This is a genomic window from Bradyrhizobium sp. USDA 327, assembly GCF_041262065.1.
GTDB classification, from domain to species: Bacteria; Pseudomonadota; Alphaproteobacteria; order Rhizobiales; family Xanthobacteraceae; genus Bradyrhizobium; species Bradyrhizobium liaoningense.
The window spans coordinates 7638648-7664603 of sequence record NZ_JBGCCW010000001.1 but is presented as its reverse complement, the minus strand read 5'-3'; the positions used below and the strand labels follow the sequence as shown (position 1 = coordinate 7664603).

Sequence of the window (25956 nt, the reverse complement as noted above, 5' to 3'; positions counted from 1 at the left end):
GTGGCCTACTCCGCCGCGCGCTTGGCGGCTTTCTCGAACTTCTTCATCACGCGGTCGCGCTTGAGCTTCGACAGGTAGTCGACGAACAGGACGCCGTTGAGATGGTCGATCTCGTGCTGGATGCAGGTGGCGTAGAGGCCTTCGGCGTCCTCCTCGTGCACCTTGCCGTCGAGATCGGTGAAGCGCACGCGCACCTTCGCGGGGCGCTCGACCTCCTCGTAATATTCGGGAATCGAGAGGCAGCCTTCCTCGTAGACCGAGAGTTCCTCGGAGGAAGCGAGGATCTCGGGATTGATGAAGACGCGCGGCTCGCGCTTGGTCTCGCCGCTCTCGTCGCGCTTGGCGAGGTCCATGGTGATCAGGCGCAAGGGCTGCGCGACCTGGATCGCCGCGAGGCCAATGCCGGGCGCGTCGTACATGGTCTCGAACATGTCGTCGGCAAGCTTGCGGATCTCCGACGTGACCTTCTCGATCGGCTTGGAGACCAGGCGCAGCTGCTTGTCCGGCAGGATGATGATTTCTCGTAGGGCCATGGCCGCGATTTAAGACGCTCGCCGGATGCGGTCAATGCGGCCAGGAACCCCGTTAACCCTCCGCTAACCATAAAACTTCAGGTTTCATTAACCATAACAATTAACGGAGCATTCACCAAAAATGTTCGCTATTCGTTCGTGCGCCATGGCGAATCGGCTAGAAGGGTCGGCATGAACGACATCATCTTCATCCTCGGCGAGTGGCCGGTGCGCGTCGTGGACGCGCTGATCGGCTTCGGCGCCCTGGTTCTCATCCTGCTGGTGGTGATTGCGGTCGTGATCGCGCGATCCGGGCGGCGCGGCGCGGAACTCGCCATGGCCAACGCCATCCGGGCCGACGAGCTCGAGGAACGTTTGAGCGAGGTGCTGCGGGCGCAGAGCGAGTCGTCGGGCCGGGTCGATGCCATGACCCAGGCTCTGGCCGGCCGTCAGGCCGAGATGGCGCGGGCGGTGAACGAGCGGCTGGATTCGGTGACCCACCGCGTCGGCCAGTCCATGGAACACTCCACCCGCAACACCATGGAGAGCCTGCGCGCCCTGCACGAGCGGCTCGGCATCATCGACAGCGCGCACAAGAACCTCACCGACCTCACCACCCAGGTGACCACCTTGCGCGACGTGCTGGCCAACAAGCAGTCGCGCGGCGCGTTCGGCCAGGCGCGGATGGAGGCGATCGTCCAGGACGGGCTGCCGAAGGGTGCCTACGAGTTCCAGTTCACGCTCTCCACCGGCAAGCGCCCGGACTGCGTCGTGTTCCTGCCCGATCAGCGCCCGCTTTGCATCGACGCCAAATTTCCGCTGGAAGCAATGACCGCGCTGCACGACGCCCGGACCGACGAGGAACGGCGAATCGCCACGCAACGACTGCGCGGCGACGTGATGAAGCATGTCAGCGACATCGCAGAAAAATATCTCGTCGCCGGCGAGACCCAGGAGATGGCGCTGATGTTCGTGCCGTCGGAATCGGTCTACGCCGAGATCCATGACGGTTTCGACGACGTGATCCAGAAGGCCTATCGCGCCCGCGTCGTGCTGGTGTCGCCCTCGCTGCTGATGCTCGCAATCCAGGTGATGCAGCAGATCATGAAGGACGCGCGCATGCGCGATGCCGCCGACCAGATCCGCACCGAGGTGATCAAGCTCGGCGACGATTTGGGCCGGCTGCGCGACCGCGTGCTGAAGCTGCAGAAGCATTTTGCCGACGTCAACGAGGACGTCCGCCAGGTGCTGATCTCCGCGGACAAGATCGAAAAGCGCGCGGGACGAATCGAGGAGCTCGATTTCAGCAAGAGCGACACGCCGGAGGCTCCGCGGCTGGTTGCGACAGCCGCGCCGGAGCTGTTCCCGCGGAAGCTCCAGGCTGGGGAGTAGAATCCTAGCGCGCTGTCATGCCCCGCGCAGGCGGGGCATCCAGTATGCCGCGGCGGTCGCGATTAACCAAGGCGCTGGTGATTACTGGATCGTCCGCCTTCGCGGACGATGACATCGAGAGGTGGAGAGAGCATCCGCCCCACCGAGCTCGCAAGAGTCTTTTCCTCCAGAATCTGCTAACACCGCCCCATGACCGCACCCGACGCGACTTCGCCCGCCGCAAGCTCGGCCCCTGCGCCCTCCTGGCGCGACAGCCTTGCCGTTTACCTGCAGCCGCGGGTGCTGATCGTGCTGTTTCTCGGCTTCTCGTCGGGGTTGCCGCTGGCGCTGTCGGGATCGACGCTGCTGGTATGGATGGCCGAGGCGGGGGTCGATCTCGGAACGATCGGGCTCTTTGCACTCGTTGGAACACCGTACACGCTCAAGTTCCTGTGGGCGCCTCTGGTCGATGCGCTGCACGTGCCGTTCTTCACGCGCACCTTCGGCCGCCGGCGTGGGTGGCTGGTGTTTTCGCAGCTGCTGCTGATCGGCGCGATCCTGCTGTTGGCGCTGACCGATCCGGCGCGCTCGCCGCTGTTCGTTGCGCTTGGTGCGCTCCTGGTCGCGACGATGTCCTCGACGCAGGACATCGTCGTCGATGCATTCCGCGTCGAGAGCCTGCCCGAAAGCGAGCAGGCCGCCGGCATGGCCGCCTATGTCGCGGCCTATCGCATCGGCATGCTGATATCGACCGCGGGCGCCTTGTTCATCGTCACCGGCTTCGAGGCGATCGTCCCGCGTGGCGCCGCCTGGATGTGGGGCTATGTGGTGATGGCGGCTCTGGTGCTGATTGGCACGGTGACGGCGCTGGCCGCCACCGAGCCCGCACAATCCAAGCGCGCCGAGGCGGCCACGCAGAACGAGGACGCGCTCATGCGGGTGTTCCATGCCGCGATGGGCGCGTTCTCGGAATTCCTGAGCCGCAAGGAAGCATGGGCGGCGCTTGCCTTCGTCGTGCTGTTCAAGTTCACCGACGCGTTCTCCGGCAACATGACCGTGCCGTTCGTGATCGACATCGGCTTCACGCGGAACGACTACGCGGTGATCGTGAAGGGCGTCGGCATCGCAGCGACCTTGGCCGGAGGGTTTGCCGGCGGCTTCGTGGCACGGCGCTATTCGCTCGCAACGAGCCTGTGGATCGGCGGCATCGTACAGGCAATCTCAAACCTGTCGTTCTCGTGGCTGGCACTCGTCGGCGTCAATGAATGGGCGCTGACCCTCGCAATCACCTCCGACAATTTTTGCAACGCCATCGGCACCGTGATCTTCGTCGCCTATCTCTCGGCGCTGTGCCAGAACCCGCTGCACACCGCGACCCAATATGCGCTGCTGACGGCGCTCGCCGCCGTGGGACGCACCTACCTGTCATCGGGCGCGGGCTATCTGGCGAAGGCGACGGGCTGGCCGATGTTCTTCGCGATCTCCGTCCTCGTCGCCATCCCCAGTTTGATGCTGCTGGCTTACTTGCAGAAGCGTGACCATTTCGACACGTTGGAGCAGGTGCGAGTGTAGAACTCACCTCTCTCGTTCGTCATTGCGAGCGAAGCGAAGCAATCCAGACTGTCACCGCAGCGGCAGTCTGGATTGCTTCGTCGCAAGGGCTCCTCGCAATGACGACGGAGAGAGCTTCCGTCCTCTACTGCTTCCTGATCAAGCTCCACTTCGTGATCACGGCCTCGCTCATCTGGCCGGCGTCGCTGGCGCAGGCGATCTCGTCGACCTTGACCGAGATCTCTTTGCCGACGAACGATTTCAGCTGTGCAGCCTGCGCATCGGTGGAGGTGACGAGCTGGAAGGTCTCCGGGCCGGTCTCGAGATTGCACAGCCCGTTCGGGCGGCGGCAGGCGGCGCGGCTCGGAGGTGATCTGGTAGGTCGCGACGCGCTTGCCGTTCTTGACGTCGCGGACCTTCATCGCGTTCAGTTCGCCTGAGAGCACGTCGCCGGTGTTGATCGGCTTGCCGGGCTTGGACGGCGGCGGCGTCTCGTCGCCCTGCTGCGCGGAGATGGCCGGGCTCACCAGCATCGTCATCATCGCGACCAAAGCCAGTCGTGTGGCGAAAAGTTTCGTCATGTCGTCCGTTCCGTAAAGTCTGGATGGCTAGAACAGGGTGCGCTGCCGCATCGCAGCCGATAGCGTACCTTCATCGAGATAATCAAGCTCGCCGCCGACAGGAACTCCATGGGCGAGCCGCGTCACCTTCACATTGGCGTCCTGAAGCAGGTCGGTGATGTAGTGCGCCGTGGTCTGGCCGTCCACGGTCGCGTTCAGCGCCAGGATGATCTCGTGCACCTGCGAATCATGCGCGCGCGCCACCAATGCGTCGATGGTGAGGTCCTGCGGGCCGACGCCGTCGAGCGGCGACAATGTCGCGCCCAGCACATGATAGCGCCCCTGGGTGGCATTGGCCCGCTCCAGCGCCCAGAGGTCGGCGACGTCGGCGACGACGACGATGATGGAGGGATCGCGCTTCGGATCGGTGCAGACCGTGCAGGGATTTTGCGTGTCGATGTTGCCGCAGGTCTTGCAGACCTGGACCTTGTCAAGCGCGACCTGGAGGGCGGAAGACAGCGGCATCATCAGCGCTTCGCGCTTCTTGATCAGATGCAGCGCAGCGCGCCGCGCAGAGCGCGGACCGAGGCCCGGCAGCCGTGCGAGCAGCTGGACCAGCCGCTCGATTTCAGGACCTGCAACCGCGCCCATCTGCTCCAAGCCATGCCGAAATAGGGTTGCCTCGCCGCGGCAACGACGGCGGCAAACCTCTCCCATAGGGAGAGGTTGCGCCGAAGGCGCGGGTGAGGGGTTCCGCACCATCACGGGACGTGAGCCCCCTCACCCGATTTGCACCGGACGATGCTTCGCATCGCCAGGAGCAAATCGACCTCTCCCCGTTGGGGAGAGGTGGGACGAAACCGCGGACGAATTCCAACAACGAGAAAATCCTGTTACTGGCCGAACAACCCCGGCGGCAGGCCGAGCCCGCCGGTGAGGGCCTGCATCTTCTCCTGCATGGCGGTCTCCGCCTTGCGGCGGGCATCGCTGAGCGCGGTGACGAGCAGGTCTTCCAGCACCTCGCGCTCTTCCGCCTTCATCAGCGAGGGATCGATCTTGATGCCCTTGACGTCCATCTTCGCGGTCATGCGCACGGCGACGAGCCCGCCGCCGGAGATGCCTTCGACCTCGACGTTGGCGAGCTGCTCCTGCATCTCCTGCATCTTGGATTGCAGCTGCGCCGCCTGCTTCATCATGCCGAGAAAATCAGCCATGGGTGCGTGTCCTTGAAAGAGGCTAAGGCGCTATGAATCATCATCGCGCCTTAGCATATTGTTTGCGCATGATCTTATCGGAAAACCGCTTCGCACTTTTCCGGATCATGCGCTAGAAATCGTCGCCGTCGGAACCGTCGGGCGGATCGTCACTGCCATAGTCGGCGTTAATATTGGTTTCCGGCGCCTCGGGGGCAAGCCTGCGGACCTCGACGACCTTTGCTCCGGGAAAGCGCGACAGCACCTCCTGCACGCGCGGATCGGCTTCCGCGGTACGGGCATGCTGCTGCTTGGCCGCTTGGTTTACCGAGCGCAGCGTCGGCTGGCCCTGCTCGTTGGAGACGATCACGGTCCAGCGGCGGCCGGTCCACAGCTCGAACTTCTTCGCGAGCTCGGAGATCATGGTCTTGGAGGCGTTGGGCTCGAGCGCGACTTCCAGCCGACCCTCCTCGAAACGAACGAGGCGCATGTCGCCTTCGAGCGCGCTCTTGGTCATGATGTCGCGCTTCTGCCCGGCGAGCGCGACGAGCTGGGTGAAGCTGGTGACGCGCAGCTGCGGTGCCGCGGCTTGCGGATCCGGCGCGGGGGCCGCCATCTGCGGCCGGGCCGCGCCACCGCCGAACGAAGCGGGCGAGGAGGTCGGCATGCGAACAGGCGCCGCGGACGCAATTGGCGCCGAAGGCGCGCTGCGCGCCGCACTGCCGCCGCTCAAGACCGGTGAGCCGCCGCCGTTCTGCTCCAGCATCCTGATCGCTTCGTCCGGCGTCGGCAGGTCGGCGACATAGGCGATGCGGACCAGCACCATCTCGGCGGCGGCCGCAGGACGCGTCGCACCCTGCACCTCGGTGATGCCCTTGAGCAGCATCTGCCACATCCGCGACAGCACGCGCATCGAGATCTTCGCGGCGAAGTCCCGCGCGCGAACCCGCTCGGTCTCGCCATAGGCGACGTTGTCGGCGGTCGCCGGCACGATCTTCACGCGGGTGACGAAATTGACGAACTCGGCGAGGTCCGAGAGCACGACGATGGGATCGGCGCCGACGTCGTACTGCTCGCGGAACTCCCTGAAAGCGGCGGCGATGTCGCCGCGCACCAGCGAATCGAAGAGATCGATGACGCGGGTGCGGTCGGCGAGGCCCAGCATCTGCCTGACCGCGTCGGCCTTCACCTGCCCTGCCGCATGCGCGATCGCCTGGTCGAGCAGCGACAGCGAATCACGCACCGAGCCTTCGGCGGCGCGCGCGATGATGCCGAGCGCCTCCGGCTCGATCTCGACGTTTTCCTTGGCCGCGATGTTGGCAAGTTGCTTCATCAGCACGTCCGCCTCGACCCGGCGCAGGTCGAAGCGCTGGCAGCGCGACAGCACTGTGACCGGAACCTTGCGGATTTCCGTGGTCGCGAACACGAACTTGGCGTGCTCCGGCGGCTCCTCCAGCGTCTTCAGGAAGGCGTTGAAGGCCGCCGTCGACAGCATGTGGACTTCGTCGATGATGTAGACCTTGTAGCGGGCGCTGGCGGGGGCATAGCGCACGCTGTCATTAATCTGCCGGACGTCGTCGACGCCGGTGTGCGAGGCGGCGTCCATCTCCAGCACGTCCATGTGACGGCTTTCCATGATCGCCTGGCAGTGCACGCCCAAGGTCGGCATGTGGATGGTCGGGCCCTTCACCGAACCATCAGGCATCTCGTAGTTGAGCGCGCGGGCGAGGATGCGCGCGGTGGTGGTCTTACCGACACCGCGGACGCCGGTGAGGATCCAGGCCTGCGGAATGCGCCCGGTCTCGAACGCATTGGAGACGGTGCGGACCACCGCCTCCTGGCCGATCAGGTCGTCAAAAGAGGAAGGGCGGTACTTGCGCGCCAGCACCCGATAGGGTGTGCCCGGCTGGGCACCGAGGGCAAAGCCAGCCTGGCTGGCGCTATCGGGATTGGGAGGGGCGCCGGCGTCGGTCATCGGTCGATCCGCAATGAAATCTCTCTCGGCCGGCTCTTGCGGAAAGGAGCGCGCTGGCGGGACGACCGCCGGCGCAATTCGCTCGAAAAAACAGGTAGGAGACTGACGAGCGACCCGATCCGGACCTCGTTAGGGCTGCTTCCTTCCGGACCTGACCCGGTTGGCGAGTGGCTCGTCCACCGCCAATCTCCCGGTCCCTATTTGGGGCCAAAGGGAGCGGAAAGCAAGCGGGCTGTATGGCTGTTCCCCAAGGCGCCGGACAGACGGGCGGCCTGGCCGATCGCGGCCAGCCCGGCCGGATTGGCATGCCCGCCCCGATGCAACGGCGTATCACGGTTATTGTCCGGGGCCGTGCTGTCTGCGACGGTAGGAATCATCACGAGAAGGTCTTCATGCCCGAACCTGCCTGGTCGCTGCACTCCCGCCTGAAAGAGGACACCATCGACATCGGCGATCTGCCGCTGTCGAAGGTGCTGGTCATCAAGGACGCGCATTATCCCTGGCTGCTGCTGGTGCCGCGACGGCCCGACGCGGTCGAGATCATCGATCTCGACGAGGTGCAGCAGGCGCAGTTGATGACGGAGATCTCCCGCGTCTCGCGTGCGCTGAAGGAGATCACCAGATGCGACAAGCTCAATATCGCCGCGCTGGGCAACCTCGTGCCGCAGCTGCACGTTCACATCATCGCGCGCCGGACCAGTGACGCGGCCTGGCCGCGGCCGGTGTGGGGCGTGATGCAGCCGCTGGCGCACGACGCCACTGAAGTGCAGAATTTCATCAGCGCGCTCCGCCGCAAGATCTGGTTGGGTTGAAAGAGCAAGAAATGTCAGCATCCGATGCGTTTCCGCTGGGGCAGCCGGCCTTCGTCACCAACATTCTCGACCGCGCCGCGCATCTGCGCCGCGACGACGAGAAGCTGTTCGCGCTCGAGCAGAAGCCGTCATCGCGCGCCTATGTGGTCTATCGCGACTCGCTGCTGGTGAAGCGCGAGGGCGAGACGGTACGCGCGATGCTCTCGATCGAGGAGGCGCTGAAGTGCGGCGCCAATCCCGGGACGATCTTCTTGGGCCTGCGCGATGGCGCGGCCGTGTTCGGGATGGGACTATCGCAGGCCGCCGCCGAGAAGCTGGTCGGCCGGGAGGACCATACCATAACCGAGCTGCGCGGCATGGCGATGCAGGGGGCGCTTCCGCCACAGGAGCTGTCGGCGATCGCGATGGCGAAGTCGATGGTGAGCTGGCATCAGCGCCACGGCTATTGCGCCAATTGCGGCACGCGTACCGCGATGAAGGAAGGCGGCTGGAAGCGCGATTGCCCGGCCTGCAAGGCCGAGCATTTTCCGCGCACCGACCCGGTCGTGATCATGCTGGTCGCCTCTGGCGACAAGTGCCTGCTCGGCCGCCAGAAGCAGTTTCCGCCCGGCATGTATTCCTGCCTCGCCGGCTTCGTCGAGGCGGCCGAGACCATCGAGGACGCGGTGCGCCGCGAGATCCTGGAAGAGTCCGGCATTCGCTGCACCGACGTGCAATATTACATGACCCAGCCCTGGCCCTATCCGTCATCGCTGATGATCGGCTGCAGCGCACGGGCGCTGAACGAGGACATCGTCGTCGATCGCATGGAGCTGGAAGACGCGCGCTGGTTCACGCGCGAGGAGGCGGCCCTGATGCTGACGCGGACGCATCCCGACGGGCTCGCCGGCCCGCATCCCTTCGCGATCGCTCATCATCTGCTCGGCCGCTGGGTGCACGACAAGAGCAGTGCCTGAGCTGAGACCATCGATGGCCGGGATCGCGCCGCGCATCCTCTGCATCGGCATGCCGGTGCGGGACCTGATCTTTCGTGTCGAGGCCGTGCCCGAACGCGGCAGCAAGGCCAACGCCGGCGATCTCGCAGAGATCTGTGGCGGCAACGCGCTCAATGCGGCGATCGCCATCGCGCGGCTCGGCGGCCGGGTAGCGTTCACGGGGCCGATGGGCGATGCCGGCGAGACGTCAAGCGGCTTCATCCTTCAACGGATGGCGCAGGAGGGCATCGACATCACGCACATCGTGCGCATGCCGGGCCTGACCACGCCGATCTCGGCGATCATGATCGAGCCCTCGGGCGAGCGGACACTCACCATCTATCGCGACCCCGGCCTGTGGCGCACGAAGCTGCCCGACGCCGACGAATTGCTCGCCGACTGCCGGGCGGTCCTCGTCGAGAGCCGCTGTGCTACGTTCGCAACCTCCCTCTGCGTCGAGGCACGGCAGCGCGGCATTCCCGTCATCGTCGGCGTCGATCGCGCGATGTCGTTGCAGGATGGCCTGCTCACCGCCGCCTCGCATCTGCTGTTCGCCAGCGCGCAGCTGCAGGAGACGGCCGGCATCGCCGGCGACGGCGAGGCACTGAGGCTTCTGGCGGGGCTGACGACGGCGTTCATCGCGGCCACGAACGGCCCGCATGGCACGACCTGGCTGAACGAAAAGGGCCAGCTGGAAGAAACTCCGGCCTTCCCGGTCCAGGCGGTCGATACGCTTGGCGCCGGCGATGTCTTCCATGGTGCCTTCACGCTTCGCCTCGCCGAGGGCGAGGGGGCGCGCGAGGCGCTGCGATTCGCTGCGGCCGCCGCAGCACTGAAATGCACCCGCCATGGCGGCGGCCTTGCCGCCCCACAACGCATTGAAGTTGAAGACTTTTTACGGGACCGGCCCTAGAGCAGCTCCACTGCTCCGCGAAGATTATAGGCTTGCCGTGGAAGGATTTTCTCTATATCAGGGAAATCAGCCCCTTAAATGAAACAAAGTTCTTCAAATGACTGATGTCGCCGCTCAGGTTCCCGAGACCAGCCGCCGCCTCGATGCCATCGACCGCAAGATCCTGATGGTCCTTCAGGAGGACGCCTCCCTCTCGGTCGCCGAGATCGGCGACCGCGTCGGCCTGTCCTCGACCCCCTGCTGGAAGCGCATCCAGCGCCTGGAGGCCGACGGCGTGATCATCAAGCGCGTGGCGCTGGTCGACCAGAACAAGATCGGGCTCGGCATTTCCGTGTTCGTGTCGGTGGAGAGCGCCGATCACTCGGACGCCTGGCTGAAGCGGTTCGCCGAAGCCGTCAGCGCCATGCCGGAGGTAATGGAGTTCTATCGCATGGCCGGCGACGTCGACTACATGCTGCGCGTCGTGGTCGCGGACATGCAGGCCTATGACGTGTTCTACAAGAAGCTGATCAGCGCGGTGCCGCTGAAGAACGTCACCTCGCGCTTCGCGATGGAGAAGATCAAGTCCGTTACCGCGTTGCCGATTCCCGCGGTGGTGACGGCCTGACGCCTGGACCTCCGGTCCTGATCTCGTCAGAACCGGAGCTCCAGATTCTTGTTCTGACGCGTTTTCTTGACGCGAGCCGGTAACCACTTCGCTCGAGAACGCTCTAGACTGGCTGAAACACCGGCAGGGTGACGCTGACGCGCGTGCCTCCGTCCGGGGGCGCGCCGATCGCGATCGTCCCGCCATGGGCCTCGACCAGGCTGCGGACAACGGCGAGACCAAGTCCGGCGCCGCCGGTTGCGCGATTGCGCGACTTCTCCAGCCGGTGGAACGGCTCGAGCACGGTCTGACGCTGATCGGCGGGAATCCCGGGTCCCTCGTCGCCGATCGACACGACGACGGCACCGTCCTTCAGGGCCGTGCGCACATGCGCGGCATGGCCATAGGCGAGCGCGTTGTCGATGATGTTGGCGAAGACCCGTCGCAGGGCGAGCCGGTCGCCGAGGACGACGACGTTGCGCGCACGCTCGTCCGTGACCAGATCGACCGCTGAGCCCTGAAGACGCCGGTCGTTCACTTCGACGGCTACCAGCGCGGCGAGCTCGACCATCTCCTGTGACAGTCCGCCGGCACCCGCCCGCGTTGACAGCAGCGCGTCATCGAGCAGGCGGATCATGTCGTCGATATCGGCGACCGCCCGCTGCCGCTCGGCATCGTCGGGAATGTGCTCGACGCGCAGCCGCAGCCGTGTCGCAAAAGTCCTGACGTCGTGGGCGATGCCGCCAACCAGCGTCATGCGCGCACGCAGCATCTCGGCAAGCCGCCCCTGCAAGCGGTTGAACGCGGCGATGACCGCGCGGATCTCCGGCGCGCTGCGTCGCGCATCCGGCAGCGGCGGCGGATCGGCCGACAGGTCAACGCGATCGACGGCGGCAGCGAGCCGCGCCAGCGGCCGCGTCTCGCGCTGCATGACCAGCAGCGCCAGGAGCGCCACGATCGAGCCGAACAGGCCCGCGCCGAAGCCGACGGGCAGGCCGAACGGGGTCACCGGCAGGCGGGTATAGGCGTCGATGACCAGCAACTCGCCGCTGCGCAGGCCGATGCGGAATTCGATCGCATTGGCCATCAGCCGCGCGAGGCGGGGAAACACCCGGCTACCCCGATGATCGGACGGCGGCACGATCTCAACGGGGCGGCCCGCAAGGCCGGCCGCATAGGTCTCGCGCAGTTCCTGCTGCTCTGGCGGCGTCTCGCCGCCGACCGGCGCGCCCGACGGCACGATGCGCACGGTGAACTGCGGCGAAGACACCGCATCGAGCACGGCCTGCCGTGAACCGGCGTCCGTTCGCTCCAGGAGCGTGGCCAGCGCATCAAGACGCGCTGGCGAAGGCCGTGTCAGCTCGTTTTCGCGGAGGGTTGTCCGGTAGAAGATCGCGACGACCACGGTAGTCACCAGGGTAATCCCCACCAGTCCGATCAGGGCGAGCCGCGCGGCGAGCGTCACGCGCAGCATCAGGACACCTGCTTGACGGTCGCGGTGAACAGATAGCCGCCGTTGCGCACCGTCGTGATCAGGTTGGAGCCGGGACTTGCACCGTCGAGCTTGCGGCGCAGCCGCGAGATCAGCATGTCGACGGTGCGGTCGAACGGCTCGGCCGAACGTCCGCGGGTCCAGTCGAGGATCTGGTCGCGCGTGAGCACCCTTCGCGGCCGCTGCACGAAGCAACCGAGCAGGTCGAACTCGGCGCTGGTCAATTGCAGCTCCGGCGCCTCGGCCTCGGTCGTCTCGACACTGCGCGCATCGAGATCGACGACGAAGCGGTCGAAGGCAAAACGCCGGACCAGCGGCTTTGCCGGCGCCCCGTTGGCACGGCGCAGGATGGCGCGAACCCGCGCCAGCAGCTCGCGCGGACCGAACGGCTTCGTCAGGTAATCGTCTGCGCCCATCTCGAGGCCGACCACGCGATCGATCTCGTCGCTCTTGGCCGTCAGCATCAGGATCGGGATGGCATCGTCGGCGCGCAAGCGGCGGCAGATCGAAAGCCCGTCCTCGCCCGGCAGCATCAAATCGAGGATGACGAGGTCGGGCCGCAGGCGCTGGAGCATCGAATCCATGGCCTTGCCGTCGGCGACGCAAGCGACCTCGAACCCCTCGCGCCGCATGAAGTCGGCAACGAGGCGGCTGATCTCGGGATCGTCCTCCACCATGAGGATCGTGGCTGCTTGCATACTCATGGCTGCATTGTGAGCAATGGCTCGCGTCAGGCAAGGGCGCGAGCTTCCTTGTTACATAGTGTTACACGAGGCCGACAAAGCCATAACAATCGTTTCGTCCCGGCAATGCGCCGCAGACGCGGCCCGACCAGTCTCCTCCCCATGGCTCCCGCTTACGGCAGCCCCATCAGGAGACGACGACCATGACCAAATTCTTCCTTGCCTCCCTTGTCATCGGCGGCCTGTCGCTCGCCGCCGCGGCCGACGCCAATGCCTGGACGCGGTCGGCGACGGCGACCGGGCCGCGCGGCACTTCCCACGTCACCGCGACGGGAAGCTGCGCCTACGGAAGCTGCACGCGCAACGTCACCCGCACCGGTCCCGCCGGCAACACCTACACCCGCACCGGCACGATCTCGCGCTGAGCGGGCCGGACCGTCGCCGCATCTGCCCCGGGCGGCGACGGTCTATCGAAACAGACCAGAAAGGATCCGTACCGTGCCATCGATCTTCCGTGTCCTGCCGCAAGCCGCGGCCGTCGTCGCCCTCGGCGCCTCGACCTCCGCGTTCGCGCAGAGCCAGCTGCAAACGCAGATCACGCCGCAGATGCGCAACGAAGCGCGCACGGTCATGCAGGCCTGCCGCACCGATTACGAGAGCCTTTGCAGCAACGTCGCGCCGGGCGGCGGACGCATCCTGGCCTGCCTGCAATCCCATGCCGGCAAGCTCACCTCGTCCTGCGCACAGGCATTGCCCCGTGCGCAGGCGCTAAGGGGCAGCGCCGTCACCACCGGCGTCGCCCCGAAATAGGAGGGCACCGTGGCTTATGCTTCTCTCCTGCTCGACCCAACGCTCCGGTACGTGGTCCTGGCGACGGCGATCGGCCTGATGCTGCTCGAATACGGCATCGGCCGGCTTGCCCATCGCGAGACCCACGACTGGCGCGAGAGCGTTGCCTCTTTCGGCGTGGCCCTCGGACAGAACCTGCTGCGCGCGGTCGAGGCAGGCATGCTCGCGATGCCGTTCGCCTTTCTTTACGAGCACCGCCTGTTCGACTTCGCGCAGACCGGTCCGCTCGCGCTCGCAGGATTATTCCTGGGCAGCGAGTTCCTGTATTATTGGCAGCATCGCGCCTCGCATCGCATTCGCTGGATGTGGGCCACGCATGCAGTGCATCACTCGACGACGCGACTGAATTTGACTGCGGCGATCCGGCTCGGCTGGACTGGAAACGTCTCGGGCAACTTCCTGTTCTTCCTGCCACTGGCGCTGATCGGATTTCATCCGTTCGCGATCGTGGCAATGCTCGGCATCAACCTGCTCTATCAATTCTTCATCCACAGCCAGTTCGGGCCGAAGCTCGGCGTCCTGGAATGGGTGCTCAACACGCCGAGCCACCATCGCGTGCACCATGCCTGCAATGAGCCGTGCCTCGACAAGAACTACGGCGGCATCCTCATCGTGTTCGACCGCCTGTTCGGGACCTTTGCCGAACGGCCCTCCGACCAGCCGCTCCGGTTCGGCCTCGTTGGCGGCGTGCAATCCTTCAACCCGATCCGGATTGCGCTCGGCGAATGGATCGCGATGCTGGGCGACGCCTGGAAGGCACGGGGTGCGGGCGCGAAGCTCCGCGCCCTGTTCGGCCCGCCCGGAGGCTGAGCGCGCGCAGGCGCTCAAATCTTCTGATTGTACTCGCCGACTTCAGGATGCGTGCGCAGCACGCTGTTCACCATCTCGAACATGTCGTGCATGCGCTGCTCGGAGACCGGACTCTCGACCACGACGACGAGCTCGGGCTTGTTGGAAGAGGCGCGCACCAGGCCCCAGCTGCCGTCCTCGACCGTGACGCGGACACCGTTGACGGTGACGAGATCGCGGATCGCCTGCCCGCCGATCTTGGCGCCCTTCGCCTGCAAGCCTTCGAAGTGCTTCACGACCTTGTCGATGACGCCGTATTTGACCTCGTCGGCGCAATGCGGCGACATGGTCGGCGACGACCAGGTCTTCGGCAGCGCGTTCTTCAGGTCCGCCATCGACTTGCCGGGCGCGCGGTCGAGCATGTCGCAGATCGCGATCGCCGAGACCAGGCCGTCGTCATAGCCGCGTCCATACGGCTTGTTGAAGAAGAAATGGCCGGACTTCTCGAACCCCGCGAGCGCGCCCGTCTCGTTGGTGCGGCGCTTCATGTAGGAATGGCCGGTCTTCCAATAGGCGGTCTTCGCGCCCTGCTTCTGCAGCACGGGATCGGTGATGAAGAGGCCGGTCGATTTCACGTCGACGATGAACTGTGCGTCCTTGTGGATCGCCGACATGTCGCGCGCCAGCATCACGCCGACCTTGTCGGCGAATATCTCCTCGCCGGTGTCGTCCACGACGCCGCAGCGGTCGCCATCGCCGTCGAAGCCGAGGCCGACATCGGCCTTGTGATGCAGCACCGCGTCGCGGATCGCGTGCAGCATCTCCATGTCCTCGGGGTTCGGATTGTATTTCGGGAAGGTATGGTCGAGCTCGGTATCGAGCGGGATCACCTCGCAGCCGATGGCCTCCAGCACCTGCGGCGCAAATGCGCCGGCGGTGCCGTTGCCGCAGGCCGCGACCACCTTGAGCTTTCGGGCCAGCTTCGGTCGGGAGGTGAGGTCGGCGATGTAGCGCGCCGGATAATTCTCGTGGAACTGGTAGGAGCCACCAACCTTGTTCTTGAACTCGGCATTGAGAACGATTTCTTTCAACCGCGTCATCTCGTCGGGGCCGAAGGTCAGCGGGCGGTTGGCGCCCATCTTGACGCCGGTCCAGCCATTGTCGTTGTGCGAGGCCGTGACCATGGCGACGCAGGGCACATCCAAGTCGAACTGCGCGAAATAGGCCATCGGCGTCACCGCAAGGCCGATGTCATGCACCTTGCAACCCGCAGCCATCAGACCGGAGATCAGCGCGTATTTGATCGAGGCCGAATAGCCGCGGAAATCATGACCGGTGACGATCTCCTGCCTGACGCCGAGTTCGGCGATCAGCGCGCCCAGCCCCATGCCGAGCGCCTGCACACCCATCAGGTTGATTTCCTTCTGGAACAACCAGCGCGCGTCGTATTCGCGAAAGCCCGTCGGCTTCACCATCGGCTCGGATTCGAAGGCGTAGGTGTTTGGCAACAATACGGATTTCGGCTTCGGGAACATTGAGACGGTCTCGTGAAAGGGGGGGCAGGATTTGCTGCAGCCTTAGCGAATGCCGGGCTGCAACGAAAGGCGGGAATGAAGGCTTATGGCCGATAATTGCGGCAGATTGGTAACGAAGAGACGTTGCCGCGAGGGCGGCCAGAGCAAGGATATTTTCTCGAAATGGACGGTCGCGCGATCGCGCGGGCTGGCCCTACTGCTCCAGCACCATCTGGCCGTTGGAATATTCGAATCGCTTCAGGCGGGACAGGAAGGAGAGGCCGAGAAGATTCTCGGAGAGCGCCGCGTCCGGCAGCACCATGGCATCGACGTCACGCACGACGAGGCCACCGACCTCAAGCATGGCGATGCGCGTGCGCGCGGCCTTGATGGTGCCGTTGGCCGTCGAGACGGTGGCGTTGTACTCGCTGCGCGACGGACGGAGGCCAAAGCGGGCGGCCGAGGTCTCGTTCAGCGCAACGACGGACGCGCCGGTATCGACCATGAAGCCCATGCGCTGGCCGTCAATCCGGCCCTCGGTCTGGAAATGACCGCGGCCGTCGCGCGGGATGCTGAGGCTGCGGCCGCCGGCTGGCGCCGTGGCCGCAACCGCGACCGTGGTGCGCGGCGCTGACGTTGCCGAAGCAGAGCTCATCCTGTCCGCCATCTGCGCCATGAAGGTGCCGAGGCCGATCATGACGGCCGCGATGATCATAATGTTACGCATCACACCACTTCCGAGCCGAGAGCTCGATTTCACCACGCGACAGGACCGGCCGCGAGCGGAGCTGTGGCCAGGCTCGTGTCATTTTGCCGAAAAGGATGAGCGGACGGTTAATGCGGTGGCCCGAACTTCTCCTCGTCTCCGGGACGAGCGAGGGGGCATCTCACGTTCCGCGCGGCTTCGCCCGCCTTGTCGGCACTGCGTTCGCCGGATCGTCCGGCCAGGGGTGGCGCGGGTAACGGCCGCGCAGGTCGGAGCGCACGGCGGCGTAGCTGCCGCGCCAGAAGCCGGGGAGATCGCGCGTCACCTGCACCGGGCGCTGCGCCGGCGACAGCAATTCCAGCACCAGCGGCACCTTGCCCGCGGCGATCGCGGGATGGGTGTTGAGGCCGAACAATTCCTGGAGCCGCACCGCGATGGTCGGCCCCTGCTCGGCCTCGTAATCGATCGCGAGCGCGCTTCCGGTCGGCGCTTCGAAATGGGTCGGAGCCTCGCGATCGAGCCGCGCGCGCATGTCCCAAGGCAGCAGCGCCATCAACGCGTCGGAGAGGTCGCCCGCTGAGATGTCCTTGAGCGCGATCTTGTCGTAGAGCGCCGGCACCAGCCAATCCTCGCGCCGCGCGATCAATCCCGCGTCGGAGAGGTCGGGCCAGCCGTCACCCTCGGCCTTGCGCAGGAACATCACGCGGTCGCGCCATTGTTTTGCGGTCTTCGACCAGGGCAGCCGGTCGAGACCTGCGGCGATCAACCCATCGGCAAGGATGCGCGCGGTCTCCTCGGAGGGCGACACGGCAAGTGTCGCCTCGGACAGCGTGATCGCATGCAGCGCGCGCCTGCGCCGCGCGCGCAGTGCCATCGCGCCGCGATCAAACGAGATCTCGTCGGCGGTCTCGATATGCTCGGCGAAATGCCGCTCGATCTCGTCCTGGGAGATCTGCGCGGCGAGCAGGATGCGTCCGCTCGCCGCCGTCCCCGTCATCTCGCCGATCGCGATGTAGGGCGCGCGGGCGAGCGAGGAGGTCTGCTCGACCGAAGCGCCACGGCCGTTGGCCAGCACGAAACTGCCATTGCCGCGATTGCGCGCGACACGGTCCGGAAAGGCATAGGCGAGCATCAGGCCGGTCGAGAGATCCTCGTGCTGCCCCGCCTTCTCCGATGCCGCGACCTGCGAGGCCCAGCGCCGCGCCAGGTCGCGCGCGCTGGACGCACGCGGCGAGCGGTCGCGGCGGAACTGGTCGCGCCGATGTTCGAGATCGACACTGTCGCCGCCGAGCCCACGCTCGGTGATGATGGCGGCGATCTCGGCGGCGGCCTCGCCGCTGCCTGCACGATGCGAATCCACGATCATGCGCGCCAGCCGCGGCGGCAGCGCCAGCGAACGCAGGCTCTTGCCCTCTGCGGTAATGCGGCCGTCGCCATCGAGCGCGTTGAGCTCGGACAGCAGGTTTTTTGCTTCCTTCCAGGCCGGCTGCGGCGGCGGGTCGAGGAACGACAATGCGCCGGGATCAGTGACGCCCCATTGCGCGAGATCTAGCACCAGCGACGACAGATCGGCGCTGAGGATTTCCGGCTGAGTGTAGGGCGCAAGCGAGGCCGTCTGCGGCTCGTCCCAGAGCCGGTAGCAGACACCGGGCTCGGTGCGGCCGGCGCGGCCGCGACGCTGGTCCACCGCCGCGCGCGAGGCGCGCACGGTCTCGAGCCGGGTCAAGCCGATGTCGGCCTCGTAACGCGGCACGCGGGCGAGACCGGAATCGACCACGATGCGCACGCCTTCGATCGTGAGCGAGGTCTCGGCGATCGAGGTTGCCAGCACCACCTTGCGCGTGCCCCTGGGCGCCGGTGCGATGGCGCGATCCTGCACGGCGGCATCGAGCGCCCCGAACAGCGGCACGATCTCGATGGAGGCGTCGTGCACGCGCTCACCGAGGAAGTTCTGGGTGCGGCGGATTTCGGCGGCGCCCGGCAGGAACGCCAGAACCGAGCCGCTGTCGGCGCGCAGCGCCGACGCAATCGCATCCGCCATCTGCCGTTCGATCGGCGCGTCGGCCTTGCGACCGAGATAGCGCGTCTCGACCGGAAACGCGCGGCCCTCGCTTTCGACGACGGGCGCATCGCCGAGCAATTTGGCCACGCGCGCGCCGTCGAGCGTGGCCGACATCACTAGGATGCGGAGATCCTCGCGCAGGCCGGTTTGCGCATCGCGCGCCAGCGCGAGGCCGAGATCGGCATCGAGCGAGCGCTCGTGGAATTCATCGAACAGGATTGCGGCAACACCCGAGAGCTCGGGATCGTCGAGGATCTGGCGAGTGAAGATGCCTTCGGTCACCACCTCGATGCGCGTGGCGCGCGAGATCTTCGAGCCGAAGCGGACGCGATAACCGACGGTCTCGCCGGCGCGCTCGCCGAGCGATTTGGCCATGCGATCGGCGCTGGCCCGCGCCGCGATGCGCCGCGGCTCCAGCACGATGATCTTCTTATCCTTCGCCCAGGGCGCATCCAGCAGCGCCAGTGGCACCCGCGTGGTCTTGCCGGCGCCGGGCGGCGCCACCAGCACAGTGGCGTTGTTGGCCTCCAGCGTGCGCGACAAATCGTCGAGCACGGCATCGATTGGGAGGGGCGTGTCGAAGCTGCGGGGCAAGGTCTATCCACTCGTCATGCCCGGCCGTCGTGCCGGGCATCCACGTTCTTTCAGGCGAGAGTGAACAAGACGTGGATGGCCGGGACAAGCCCGGCCATGACGGCTTCTTTCAACGAGAAATGCAGCTATCAGCCCTGCACAGGGGGCCGGCCGACGCTCTCGTAGGTGAAGCCGGCGGCTTCCATGTCTTCGGGGCGATAGATGTTGCGGAGATCGACGAGGACCGGCTGCGCCATGGTCTTCTTCAACCGATCGAAATCGAGCGCGCGGAACTGCACCCATTCGGTGACGATGACGAGCGCATCCGCGCCTTCCGCGCAGGAATAAGCGTCCTCGCAGTAGGTGATGTTGGGCAGCTCACTCTTTGCCTGCTCCATGCCGACGGGATCGAACGCCTTGACGGTCGCGCCCATGTCGATCAGGCCTGTCACCAGCGGGATCGACGGCGCGTCGCGCATGTCGTCGGTGTCGGGCTTGAAGGTGAGGCCGAGCACGGCGATGGTCTTGCCGCGCAGCGAGCCGCCGAGCGCCTGGCTCACTTTCCGCGCCATCGCACGCTTGCGGTTCTCGTTGACCGCCAGCACGGATTCGACGATGCGCAAGGATACGTCGTAGTCCTGCGCGATCTTGATCAAGGCCTTGGTGTCCTTCGGGAAGCACGAGCCGCCGAAGCCGGGGCCTGCATGCAGGAATTTTGTGCCGATGCGGTTGTCCAAGCCAATGCCGCGCGCGACCTCCTGGACGTTGGCGCCGGCTTTTTCCGAGAGATCGGCGATCTCGTTGATGAAGGTGATCTTGGTCGCCAGGAACGCGTTGGCGGCGTATTTGATCATCTCGGCGGTGCGGCGCTCGGTGAACATCAGCGGCGCCTGGTTCAACGACAGCGGGCGGTAGATATCACCCATCACCTTGCGGCCGCGCTCGTCGGAGGTGCCGACCACGATGCGGTCGGGGAACTTGAAGTCGCGGATCGCCGCGCCCTCGCGCAGGAACTCGGGGTTCGAGGCGACCACGACGTCGGCCGCGGGGTTCGTCTCGCGGATGATGCGCTCGACCTCGTCGCCGGTGCCGACCGGCACTGTCGACTTCGTCACCACGACGGTGAAGCCGGTGAGCGCTTGCGCGATCTCGCGGGCGGCGGCGTAGACGTAGGACAGGTCGGCGTGGCCATCGCCGCGGCGCGAGGGCGTGCCGACCGCGATGAACACGGCATCGGCATCCGCGACCGGCTTGGTGAGATCGGTGGTGAAGTCCAGCCGCTTGGCCCTGACGTTCGTCGCGACCAGTTCGTCGAGGCCGGGCTCGTAGATCGGGATCTCACCGCGATGAAGCGCCGCGATCTTCTTCTCGTCCTTGTCGACGCAGGTGACGTCGTGGCCGAAATCCGCAAAGCAGGCTCCGGAAACCAGTCCCACATAACCCGTGCCGATCATCGCGATGCGCATGAAAAATCCTCCCAGCTTGGTTAACGGAAGCCCAATTCGCGGCGGTTTAGCATTTTCCCGAGGTCATGGAACAGTCCGGATGCAAAAACCGGCCCGCGATTTGAACGGGTAAAGAAGTCGGAAACCACTGGGCTCCAAACTGCCCCGCACCCATACAGGGACGGGCGGAACACGCCTCGAAAGGGGACATCATGGCACGATCAGGCACAATCGCGGCGGCCAGCCTTTCCAAGGCCCCTTCCGCCGCGCGTGTCGACTGGGTCGACTACGCCAAGGGCATCTGCATCGTCATGGTCGTGATGATGCATTCGGTGCTGGGGGTCGAGCTCGCGGCCGGCCAGACCGGTTTCATGCATGTTGCCGTGGCCTTCGCAAAGCCGTTCCGGATGCCGGATTTCTTCCTGATTTCGGGCCTGTTCCTGTCTCTGGTGATCGATCGGGACTGGCGAACCTATCTCGACCGCAAGGTGGTGCATTTCGCTTATTTCTATGTCGTCTGGGTGACAATCCAGTTCGGCTTCAAGGCGCCCGCCTTCGCGGCCGAGACGAGCTGGCGCGACGTCGGCCTCTTGTATCTCGAATCCTTCATCGAGCCGTTCGGCACGCTGTGGTTCATCTATCTGCTGCCGATCTTCTTCGTCGTCACAAAACTGACACGCAAACTCCCGCCGCTCGCGATCTGGCTTCTCGCCGCCGCGCTGGAGACGGCCCGCGTCACGACCGGCTGGACCGTCATCGACGAGTTCTGCGCACGCTTCGTCTATTTCTATTCGGGCTACCTGTTCGCGCCTTACGTGTTCGCCCTGTCGGATCGCGCACGCAGCCATCCCGCGCTGGCGCTCGCAGCGCTCGCAACCTGGGCACTGGTCAATGCCGGCCTCGTCGCGTCGGGGGCCAGCGAATGGAAGCTCGTCTCACTCGTGCTCGGCTTTGCCGGCGCCTGCGCCATCATCACGACGGGTACGCTGCTCGCGCGCGCGCAGTGGCTCAATTTCCTCCGCTTCTGCGGCGAGCATTCGATCGTGATCTACCTCGCCTTCTTCCTGCCGATGGCGGCGACGCGCACGCTGCTGCTGCGCACGGGCGTCATTCCCGACATCGGCACGGTGTCGCTAATCGTCACCATCGCCGGCATGCTCGGCGCGCTGGCGATCTGGCAGGTGGCGCTGCGGCTCAATGCGCGCTTCCTGTTCGAGCGGCCGGATGCATTCTGGATCGCGCCGCGAAAGACGGGACCGGTGTTGCAGGCGGCGGAGTAGCTGTGTCGTCCCACGAAAGTGGGGCCCATCACCAAAGGGAGAAGTTGCGGCGCGACGCTGGCACTCCGAGTCGTCGCTGAACCACTCCCTGTGGATATGGATCCCGAATCGGCGCTCCGCTTGTCCGGGACGACGAGAGGTGTGGGAATCGCGCCAAAAATCCGCCTCCCGAGGCTGTCAAACTCCGCAAAAACTCATACATTGCGGCCATGCCCAAGACATCGCCGAAGACCACCGCCAAAGCCGACCCCAAGGCCGCGCCCAACGCGGCCGCCGACACCAAGCCCGCTGCTGCCAAAGCTGCTGCCAAGCCGGTTGCGGCGAAGGCGGCCGGCAAGGGCGATCATGTATTCCTGGTCGACGGTTCCTCCTACATCTTCCGCGCCTATCACGCGCTGCCGCCGCTGAACCGGAAATCCGACGGGCTCCAGGTCAATGCCGTGCTCGGCTTCTGCAACATGCTGTGGAAGCTCTTGCGCGAGATGCCCGAGGACAACCGGCCGACGCATCTGGCGATCATCTTCGACAAGTCGGAGATCACCTTTCGCAACAAGATCTATCCGGAGTACAAGGCGCACCGGCCGCCGGCTCCTGACGATCTGATCCCGCAGTTCGCGCTGATCCGCGAAGCCGTGCGCGCCTTTGACCTGCCGTGCCTGGAACAGACCGGCTTCGAGGCCGACGATCTCATTGCGACCTATGTGCGACAGGCCTGCGAGCGCGGTGCCAGCGCCACCATCGTGTCCTCCGACAAGGATCTGATGCAGCTCGTCACCGATTGCGTCACCATGTACGACACCATGAAGGATCGCCGCATCGGCATCCCGGAGGTGATCGAGAAGTTCGGCGTGCCGCCGAACAAGGTGGTCGAGGTGCAGGCCTTGGCCGGCGATTCCACCGACAACGTGCCCGGCGTGCCCGGCATCGGCGTCAAGACCGCAGCGCAGCTGATCACCGAATATGGCGATCTCGACCAATTGTTGTTCCGCGCCGGCGAGATCAAGCAGCCCAAGCGACGCGAGGCGCTGCTCGAGAACGCCGCGAAGGCGCGCATCTCGCGGCAGCTCGTGCTGCTCGACGATAAGGTCGACCTGGAGGTGCCGCTGGACGACCTCGCCGTCCACGAGCCGGACGCGCGCAAGCTGATCGCCTTCCTGAAGGCGATGGAGTTCACGACGCTGACGCGGCGCGTCGCCGAATATGCGCAGATCGATCCCGCCAATGTCGATGCCGACCCTGGCTATGCCAGCGGCGCCAGTGTGTTCACGCCGCTGCCGCCCTCGGACGTCGTGCCCGCACCGGGAACCGGCACACCGGCGCAAGCCGCGCCCGGCAAACCCAACAAGTCGGCAGGCAAGGAAGACAAGGCTGCGAGCCCGAAGGGTGCGCCCATCTCGCTCGCCGCCGCGCGCGAAGAGGCGCTGCGCAAGCTTCCGGTCGATCGCAGCAAATACCAGATCATCAAGACCCTCAAGGAGCTCGACGCCTTCATCGCGCGCATCCATGACGCTGGCCACGTCGCGATCGAGACGAGAGCGAACTCGATCGATCCGATGCAGGCCGACCTCTGCGGCATCGCGCTGGCGCTGGCGCCGAACGAGGCCTGCTACGTGCCGCTGGCGCACAAGCAGTCCGGCGGCGGCGCCGGCCTGTTCGATGCCGGCCTCGCGCCGGACCAGGTCAAGCAGGACGACGCGCTGCAGGCGCTGCGGCCGGTGCTGGAATCGTCTGGCGTCCTCAAGATCGGCTTCGACGTCAAGTTCACCGCCGTGATGCTGGCGCAGCACGGCATCACCCTGCGCAACATCGACGATGCGCTCCTGATCTCCTACGTGCTCGACGCGGGCCGCGGCTCGCACGCGCTGGAATCGCTGTCCGAGCGCTGGTTCGGCCATGCCATGCTGAAGGAAAGCGAGCTGCTCGGCAGCGGCAAGGGCAAGATCACCTTCGACCAGGTGCCGATCGACAAGGCCGCGCCACTGTCGGCCGAAGGCGCCGACGTCGCGTTGCGCGTCTGGCGCGTGCTGAAGCCGCGCCTCGTCGCCGAGCACATGACCGCCGTCTACGAGACCCTGGAGCGACCGCTGGTCGCGGTGCTCGCACGCATGGAGCGGCGCGGCATCTCGATCGATCGTCAGGTCCTGTCGCGGCTCTCCGGCGACTTTGCCCAGACCGCAGCGCGCGTCGAGGCCGAAATCCAGGAGATCGCCGGCGAGCCGGTCAATGTCGGCAGCCCCAAGCAGATCGGCGACATCCTGTTCGGCAAGATGGGATTGCCCGGCGGCACCAAGACGAAAACCGGAGCGTGGTCGACCACCGCGCAGGTGCTGGACGAACTCGCCGAGCAGGGCCACGACTTCCCCAAGAAGATTCTGGAGTGGCGCCAGGTCTCCAAGCTGAAATCGACCTACACCGACGCGCTGCCGACCTATGTCAACCCGCAGACCCATCGCGTGCACACGACCTACGCCCTGGCCGCGACCACGACGGGCCGGCTGTCGTCCAACGAGCCGAACCTTCAGAACATTCCGGTGCGCACCGAGGATGGCCGCAAGATCCGCCGTGCCTTCATCGCCGCGCCGGGACACAAGCTGGTTTCCGCCGACTATTCGCAGATCGAGCTGCGGCTGCTCGCCGAGATCGCCGACATTCCCGTGTTGAAGCAGGCGTTCCGCGACGGCCTCGACATTCACGCCATGACCGCGTCGGAAATGTTCGGCGTGCCGATCAAGGGCATGCCGAGCGAGATCCGCCGCCGCGCCAAGGCGATCAATTTCGGCATCATCTACGGCATCTCGGCGTTTGGCCTCGCCAACCAGCTCGGCATCGCGCGCGAAGAGGCCTCGGCCTACATCAAGAAGTATTTCGAGCGCTTCCCCGGCATCCGCGCCTATATGGACGAGACGCGCGACTTCTGCCGAAACCACGGCTACGTCACCACGCTGTTTGGCCGCAAGTGCCACTACCCCGACATCAAGGCCTCCAACGCCTCGGTGCGCGCCTTCAACGAGCGCGCCGCGATCAACGCGCGGCTCCAGGGCACCGCCGCCGACATCATCCGCCGCGCCATGACGCGCGTGGAGGATGCGCTGGCCACAAAGAAGCTGTCGGCGCAGATGCTGCTCCAGGTGCATGACGAATTGATCTTCGAGGTGCCCGACGCCGAGGTCGAGGCGACGCTTCCCGTCGTGCAGCACGTGATGCAGGATGCGCCGTTCCCGGCCGTGCTGCTCTCGGTGCCGCTCCATGTCGATGCGCGCGCCGCGAACAATTGGGACGAGGCGCATTGAGGCGATTCGCCTCGCCGAACTCAATTGTCCTCCGAGCAATTGCGTGATGGCATCGGGACCGCTGCGCATATTAGAACCGTTGCGTCCTCCGCACCGGTTCAGCCATGCCCCACATTTCCGCCCTGCTCGGCTTTGCCCTGGTCAGCCTTGGCCTCGTGCTTACGCCGGGACCGAACATGATCTATCTGATCTCGCGCTCGATCACGCAGGGGCCGGCGGCCGGCATCGTCTCGCTCGGCGGCGTGGCGCTCGGCTTCGTGTTCTACATGCTGTGCGCGGCGTTCGGCATCACGGCGCTCTTGCTCGCCATTCCGTTCGCCTATGACGCGCTGCGCTTTGCCGGCGCCGGATATCTGCTGTGGCTCGCTTGGCAGGCGGTGAAGCCGGGCGGGCGCTCGCCGTTCCAGGTGAAAAAGCTCGCGGTCGACAGCCCGCGCAAATTGTTCGCGATGGGCTTCGTCACCAACCTGCTCAACCCGAAGATCGCGATGCTTTATCTCGCGCTGCTGCCGCAGTTCATCGATCCCGCCGCCGGCAGCGTGCTGGCGCAGTCGGTGGCGTTAGGGGCGATCCAGATCGCGATCAGCGTCAGCGTGAATGCGATGATCGCGCTCGCGGCAGGATCGATCGCATTGTTCCTGGCGAACCGGCCGAGCTGGATGCTGGTGCAGCGCTGGCTGATGGGCACGGTGCTGGCCGGGCTCGCGGTGCGGATGGCGGTGGAAGCGAAGAAGGTGTGAGGGTTACTGTCATGCCCCGGCCTTGACCGGGGCATGACAGTACGCCGCGGCCTCTCGACTCAATCACCGCCGTTTCTGGAATACTG

22 protein-coding genes, 1 other RNA gene and 1 pseudogene are annotated in these 25956 nt (G+C 65.6%); 12 read left to right on the top strand and 12 right to left on the bottom strand.

All coding sequences use genetic code 11. From position 1 onward, the window contains the following. Positions 1-5: 5 nt before the first annotated feature. Positions 6-533 (bottom strand): peptide deformylase, encoded by a 528-nt coding sequence (gene def, locus ABIA42_RS36110; RefSeq protein ID WP_271527227.1) that lies wholly within the window; start codon positions 531-533, stop codon positions 6-8. Between the two features lie 171 nt (positions 534-704). On the opposite strand from def, the gene ABIA42_RS36105 reads away from it, so the two are divergent. Together ABIA42_RS36105 and ABIA42_RS36100 are read left to right on the top strand one after the other, a co-directional pair. Further along, positions 705-1904: a DNA recombination protein RmuC gene (locus ABIA42_RS36105; protein WP_271527228.1), complete on the top strand. Its 1200-nt coding sequence runs from the start codon at positions 705-707 to the stop codon at positions 1902-1904. Between the two features lie 189 nt (positions 1905-2093). Next, positions 2094-3455 (top strand): MFS transporter, encoded by a 1362-nt coding sequence (locus ABIA42_RS36100; protein ID WP_271527229.1) that lies wholly within the window; start codon positions 2094-2096, stop codon positions 3453-3455. 124 nt (positions 3456-3579) lie between these two features. Here ABIA42_RS36100 and ABIA42_RS36095 read toward each other — a convergent pair. From ABIA42_RS36095 to ffs, 5 genes and pseudogenes are all read right to left on the bottom strand, one after another. Next, a pseudogene (locus ABIA42_RS36095) lies at positions 3580-4015 on the bottom strand (hypothetical protein). A 27-nt stretch (positions 4016-4042) separates the two neighbouring features. Then, positions 4043-4645 carry a recombination mediator RecR gene (recR, locus tag ABIA42_RS36090; protein ID WP_271527231.1) on the bottom strand — a complete coding sequence of 201 codons (603 nt, stop codon included), beginning with the start codon at positions 4643-4645 and terminating at the stop codon, positions 4043-4045. Positions 4646-4887: 242 nt separating this feature from the next. Next, positions 4888-5208: a YbaB/EbfC family nucleoid-associated protein gene (locus tag ABIA42_RS36085; protein WP_028176358.1), complete on the bottom strand. Its 321-nt coding sequence runs from the start codon at positions 5206-5208 to the stop codon at positions 4888-4890. A 112-nt stretch (positions 5209-5320) separates the two neighbouring features. Then, entirely contained in the window at positions 5321-7162 is a 1842-nt protein-coding gene (locus ABIA42_RS36080; protein WP_370116297.1) for a DNA polymerase III subunit gamma/tau, read from the bottom strand. Between the two features lie 94 nt (positions 7163-7256). Further along, positions 7257-7353: signal recognition particle sRNA small type (ffs, locus tag ABIA42_RS36075), an RNA gene on the bottom strand. 201 nt (positions 7354-7554) lie between these two features. Here ffs and ABIA42_RS36070 point away from each other — a divergent pair. From ABIA42_RS36070 to ABIA42_RS36055, 4 genes are all read left to right on the top strand, one after another. Continuing rightward, positions 7555-7974, top strand: a complete 420-nt coding sequence (locus ABIA42_RS36070; protein ID WP_199751774.1) for an HIT domain-containing protein — start codon at positions 7555-7557, stop codon at positions 7972-7974. A gap of 11 nt (positions 7975-7985) precedes the next feature. Beyond that, complete coding sequence (nudC, locus tag ABIA42_RS36065; protein WP_370116299.1) at positions 7986-8930, top strand: NAD(+) diphosphatase; 945 nt, start codon at positions 7986-7988, stop codon at positions 8928-8930. A gap of 13 nt (positions 8931-8943) precedes the next feature. Then, the gene (locus ABIA42_RS36060) at positions 8944-9861 is read left to right on the top strand and encodes a sugar kinase (RefSeq protein WP_370116301.1); all 918 of its coding nucleotides are present in this window, start codon (positions 8944-8946) and stop codon (positions 9859-9861) included. A 97-nt stretch (positions 9862-9958) separates the two neighbouring features. Then, complete coding sequence (locus tag ABIA42_RS36055; RefSeq protein ID WP_131871818.1) at positions 9959-10468, top strand: Lrp/AsnC family transcriptional regulator; 510 nt, start codon at positions 9959-9961, stop codon at positions 10466-10468. A 103-nt stretch (positions 10469-10571) separates the two neighbouring features. Here the strand turns inward: ABIA42_RS36055 and ABIA42_RS36050 are convergent, their stop codons facing one another. Both ABIA42_RS36050 and ABIA42_RS36045 read right to left on the bottom strand, forming a co-directional pair. Next, complete coding sequence (locus ABIA42_RS36050; protein ID WP_271527237.1) at positions 10572-11921, bottom strand: cell wall metabolism sensor histidine kinase WalK; 1350 nt, start codon at positions 11919-11921, stop codon at positions 10572-10574. Then, on the bottom strand, positions 11921-12643 hold the full coding sequence (locus tag ABIA42_RS36045; protein WP_271527238.1) for a response regulator: 723 nt from the start codon (positions 12641-12643) through the stop codon (positions 11921-11923). Before ABIA42_RS36045 ends, ABIA42_RS36050 begins: the two co-directional genes overlap by 1 nt. Before the next feature lie 182 nt (positions 12644-12825). Between ABIA42_RS36045 and ABIA42_RS36040 the strand changes: the two genes are divergently transcribed. From ABIA42_RS36040 to ABIA42_RS36030, 3 genes are all read left to right on the top strand, one after another. Further along, positions 12826-13047: a hypothetical protein gene (locus ABIA42_RS36040; protein ID WP_028176370.1), complete on the top strand. Its 222-nt coding sequence runs from the start codon at positions 12826-12828 to the stop codon at positions 13045-13047. Positions 13048-13120: 73 nt separating this feature from the next. Beyond that, positions 13121-13432 carry a cysteine rich repeat-containing protein gene (locus tag ABIA42_RS36035; protein ID WP_370116304.1) on the top strand — a complete coding sequence of 104 codons (312 nt, stop codon included), beginning with the start codon at positions 13121-13123 and terminating at the stop codon, positions 13430-13432. A 9-nt stretch (positions 13433-13441) separates the two neighbouring features. After that, a complete protein-coding gene (locus ABIA42_RS36030) occupies positions 13442-14281 on the top strand; it encodes a sterol desaturase family protein (protein WP_370116306.1) in 840 nt (279 codons plus the stop codon). Positions 14282-14295: 14 nt separating this feature from the next. On the opposite strand, the gene ABIA42_RS36025 is transcribed toward ABIA42_RS36030, so the two are convergent. From ABIA42_RS36025 to ABIA42_RS36010, 4 genes are all read right to left on the bottom strand, one after another. Then, positions 14296-15795: a phosphomannomutase/phosphoglucomutase gene (locus ABIA42_RS36025; protein ID WP_370116308.1), complete on the bottom strand. Its 1500-nt coding sequence runs from the start codon at positions 15793-15795 to the stop codon at positions 14296-14298. Positions 15796-15988: 193 nt separating this feature from the next. Further along, a complete protein-coding gene (locus ABIA42_RS36020; protein WP_370116310.1) occupies positions 15989-16501 on the bottom strand; it encodes a TIGR02281 family clan AA aspartic protease in 513 nt (170 codons plus the stop codon). A 160-nt stretch (positions 16502-16661) separates the two neighbouring features. Beyond that, complete coding sequence (gene hrpB, locus ABIA42_RS36015; protein ID WP_370116312.1) at positions 16662-19136, bottom strand: ATP-dependent helicase HrpB; 2475 nt, start codon at positions 19134-19136, stop codon at positions 16662-16664. 128 nt (positions 19137-19264) lie between these two features. Beyond that, positions 19265-20581 (bottom strand): UDP-glucose/GDP-mannose dehydrogenase family protein, encoded by a 1317-nt coding sequence (locus ABIA42_RS36010; RefSeq protein WP_271527247.1) that lies wholly within the window; start codon positions 20579-20581, stop codon positions 19265-19267. A gap of 191 nt (positions 20582-20772) precedes the next feature. On the opposite strand from ABIA42_RS36010, the gene ABIA42_RS36005 reads away from it, so the two are divergent. The 3 genes from ABIA42_RS36005 (at position 20773) to ABIA42_RS35995 (ending at position 25870) form a co-directional block, all read left to right on the top strand. Beyond that, positions 20773-21840: an acyltransferase family protein gene (locus ABIA42_RS36005; protein ID WP_271527248.1), complete on the top strand. Its 1068-nt coding sequence runs from the start codon at positions 20773-20775 to the stop codon at positions 21838-21840. Positions 21841-22049: 209 nt separating this feature from the next. Continuing rightward, the gene (gene polA, locus ABIA42_RS36000) at positions 22050-25130 is read left to right on the top strand and encodes a DNA polymerase I (protein ID WP_370116314.1); all 3081 of its coding nucleotides are present in this window, start codon (positions 22050-22052) and stop codon (positions 25128-25130) included. Positions 25131-25234: 104 nt separating this feature from the next. Next, on the top strand, positions 25235-25870 hold the full coding sequence (locus ABIA42_RS35995; protein ID WP_370116316.1) for a LysE family translocator: 636 nt from the start codon (positions 25235-25237) through the stop codon (positions 25868-25870). Positions 25871-25956: the final 86 nt, after the last annotated feature.

Excerpts from the sequence above, each read along its gene's own strand:
- ABIA42_RS36045 (WP_271527238.1), bottom strand. The coding sequence starts at position 12,643 with ATGAGTATGCAAGCAGCCACGATCCTCATGGTGGAGGACGATCCCGAG.
- ABIA42_RS35995 (WP_370116316.1), top strand. The coding sequence starts at position 25,235 with ATGCCCCACATTTCCGCCCTGCTCGGCTTTGCCCTGGTCAGCCTTGGC.
- ABIA42_RS36085 (WP_028176358.1), bottom strand. The coding sequence starts at position 5,208 with ATGGCTGATTTTCTCGGCATGATGAAGCAGGCGGCGCAGCTGCAATCC.
- ABIA42_RS36005 (WP_271527248.1), top strand. The coding sequence starts at position 20,773 with ATGGCACGATCAGGCACAATCGCGGCGGCCAGCCTTTCCAAGGCCCCT.
- ABIA42_RS36080 (WP_370116297.1), bottom strand. The coding sequence starts at position 7,162 with ATGACCGACGCCGGCGCCCCTCCCAATCCCGATAGCGCCAGCCAGGCT.
- nudC (WP_370116299.1), top strand. The coding sequence starts at position 7,986 with ATGTCAGCATCCGATGCGTTTCCGCTGGGGCAGCCGGCCTTCGTCACC.
- ABIA42_RS36020 (WP_370116310.1), bottom strand. The coding sequence starts at position 16,501 with ATGCGTAACATTATGATCATCGCGGCCGTCATGATCGGCCTCGGCACC.
- ABIA42_RS36055 (WP_131871818.1), top strand. The coding sequence starts at position 9,959 with ATGACTGATGTCGCCGCTCAGGTTCCCGAGACCAGCCGCCGCCTCGAT.
- ABIA42_RS36050 (WP_271527237.1), bottom strand. The coding sequence starts at position 11,921 with ATGCTGCGCGTGACGCTCGCCGCGCGGCTCGCCCTGATCGGACTGGTG.
- polA (WP_370116314.1), top strand. The coding sequence starts at position 22,050 with ATGCCCAAGACATCGCCGAAGACCACCGCCAAAGCCGACCCCAAGGCC.
- ABIA42_RS36105 (WP_271527228.1), top strand. The coding sequence starts at position 705 with ATGAACGACATCATCTTCATCCTCGGCGAGTGGCCGGTGCGCGTCGTG.
- def (WP_271527227.1), bottom strand. The coding sequence starts at position 533 with ATGGCCCTACGAGAAATCATCATCCTGCCGGACAAGCAGCTGCGCCTG.
- ABIA42_RS36040 (WP_028176370.1), top strand. The coding sequence starts at position 12,826 with ATGACCAAATTCTTCCTTGCCTCCCTTGTCATCGGCGGCCTGTCGCTC.
- ABIA42_RS36100 (WP_271527229.1), top strand. The coding sequence starts at position 2,094 with ATGACCGCACCCGACGCGACTTCGCCCGCCGCAAGCTCGGCCCCTGCG.
- ABIA42_RS36010 (WP_271527247.1), bottom strand. The coding sequence starts at position 20,581 with ATGCGCATCGCGATGATCGGCACGGGTTATGTGGGACTGGTTTCCGGA.
- ABIA42_RS36070 (WP_199751774.1), top strand. The coding sequence starts at position 7,555 with ATGCCCGAACCTGCCTGGTCGCTGCACTCCCGCCTGAAAGAGGACACC.
- ABIA42_RS36060 (WP_370116301.1), top strand. The coding sequence starts at position 8,944 with ATGGCCGGGATCGCGCCGCGCATCCTCTGCATCGGCATGCCGGTGCGG.
- recR (WP_271527231.1), bottom strand. The coding sequence starts at position 4,645 with ATGGGCGCGGTTGCAGGTCCTGAAATCGAGCGGCTGGTCCAGCTGCTC.
- ABIA42_RS36025 (WP_370116308.1), bottom strand. The coding sequence starts at position 15,795 with ATGTTCCCGAAGCCGAAATCCGTATTGTTGCCAAACACCTACGCCTTC.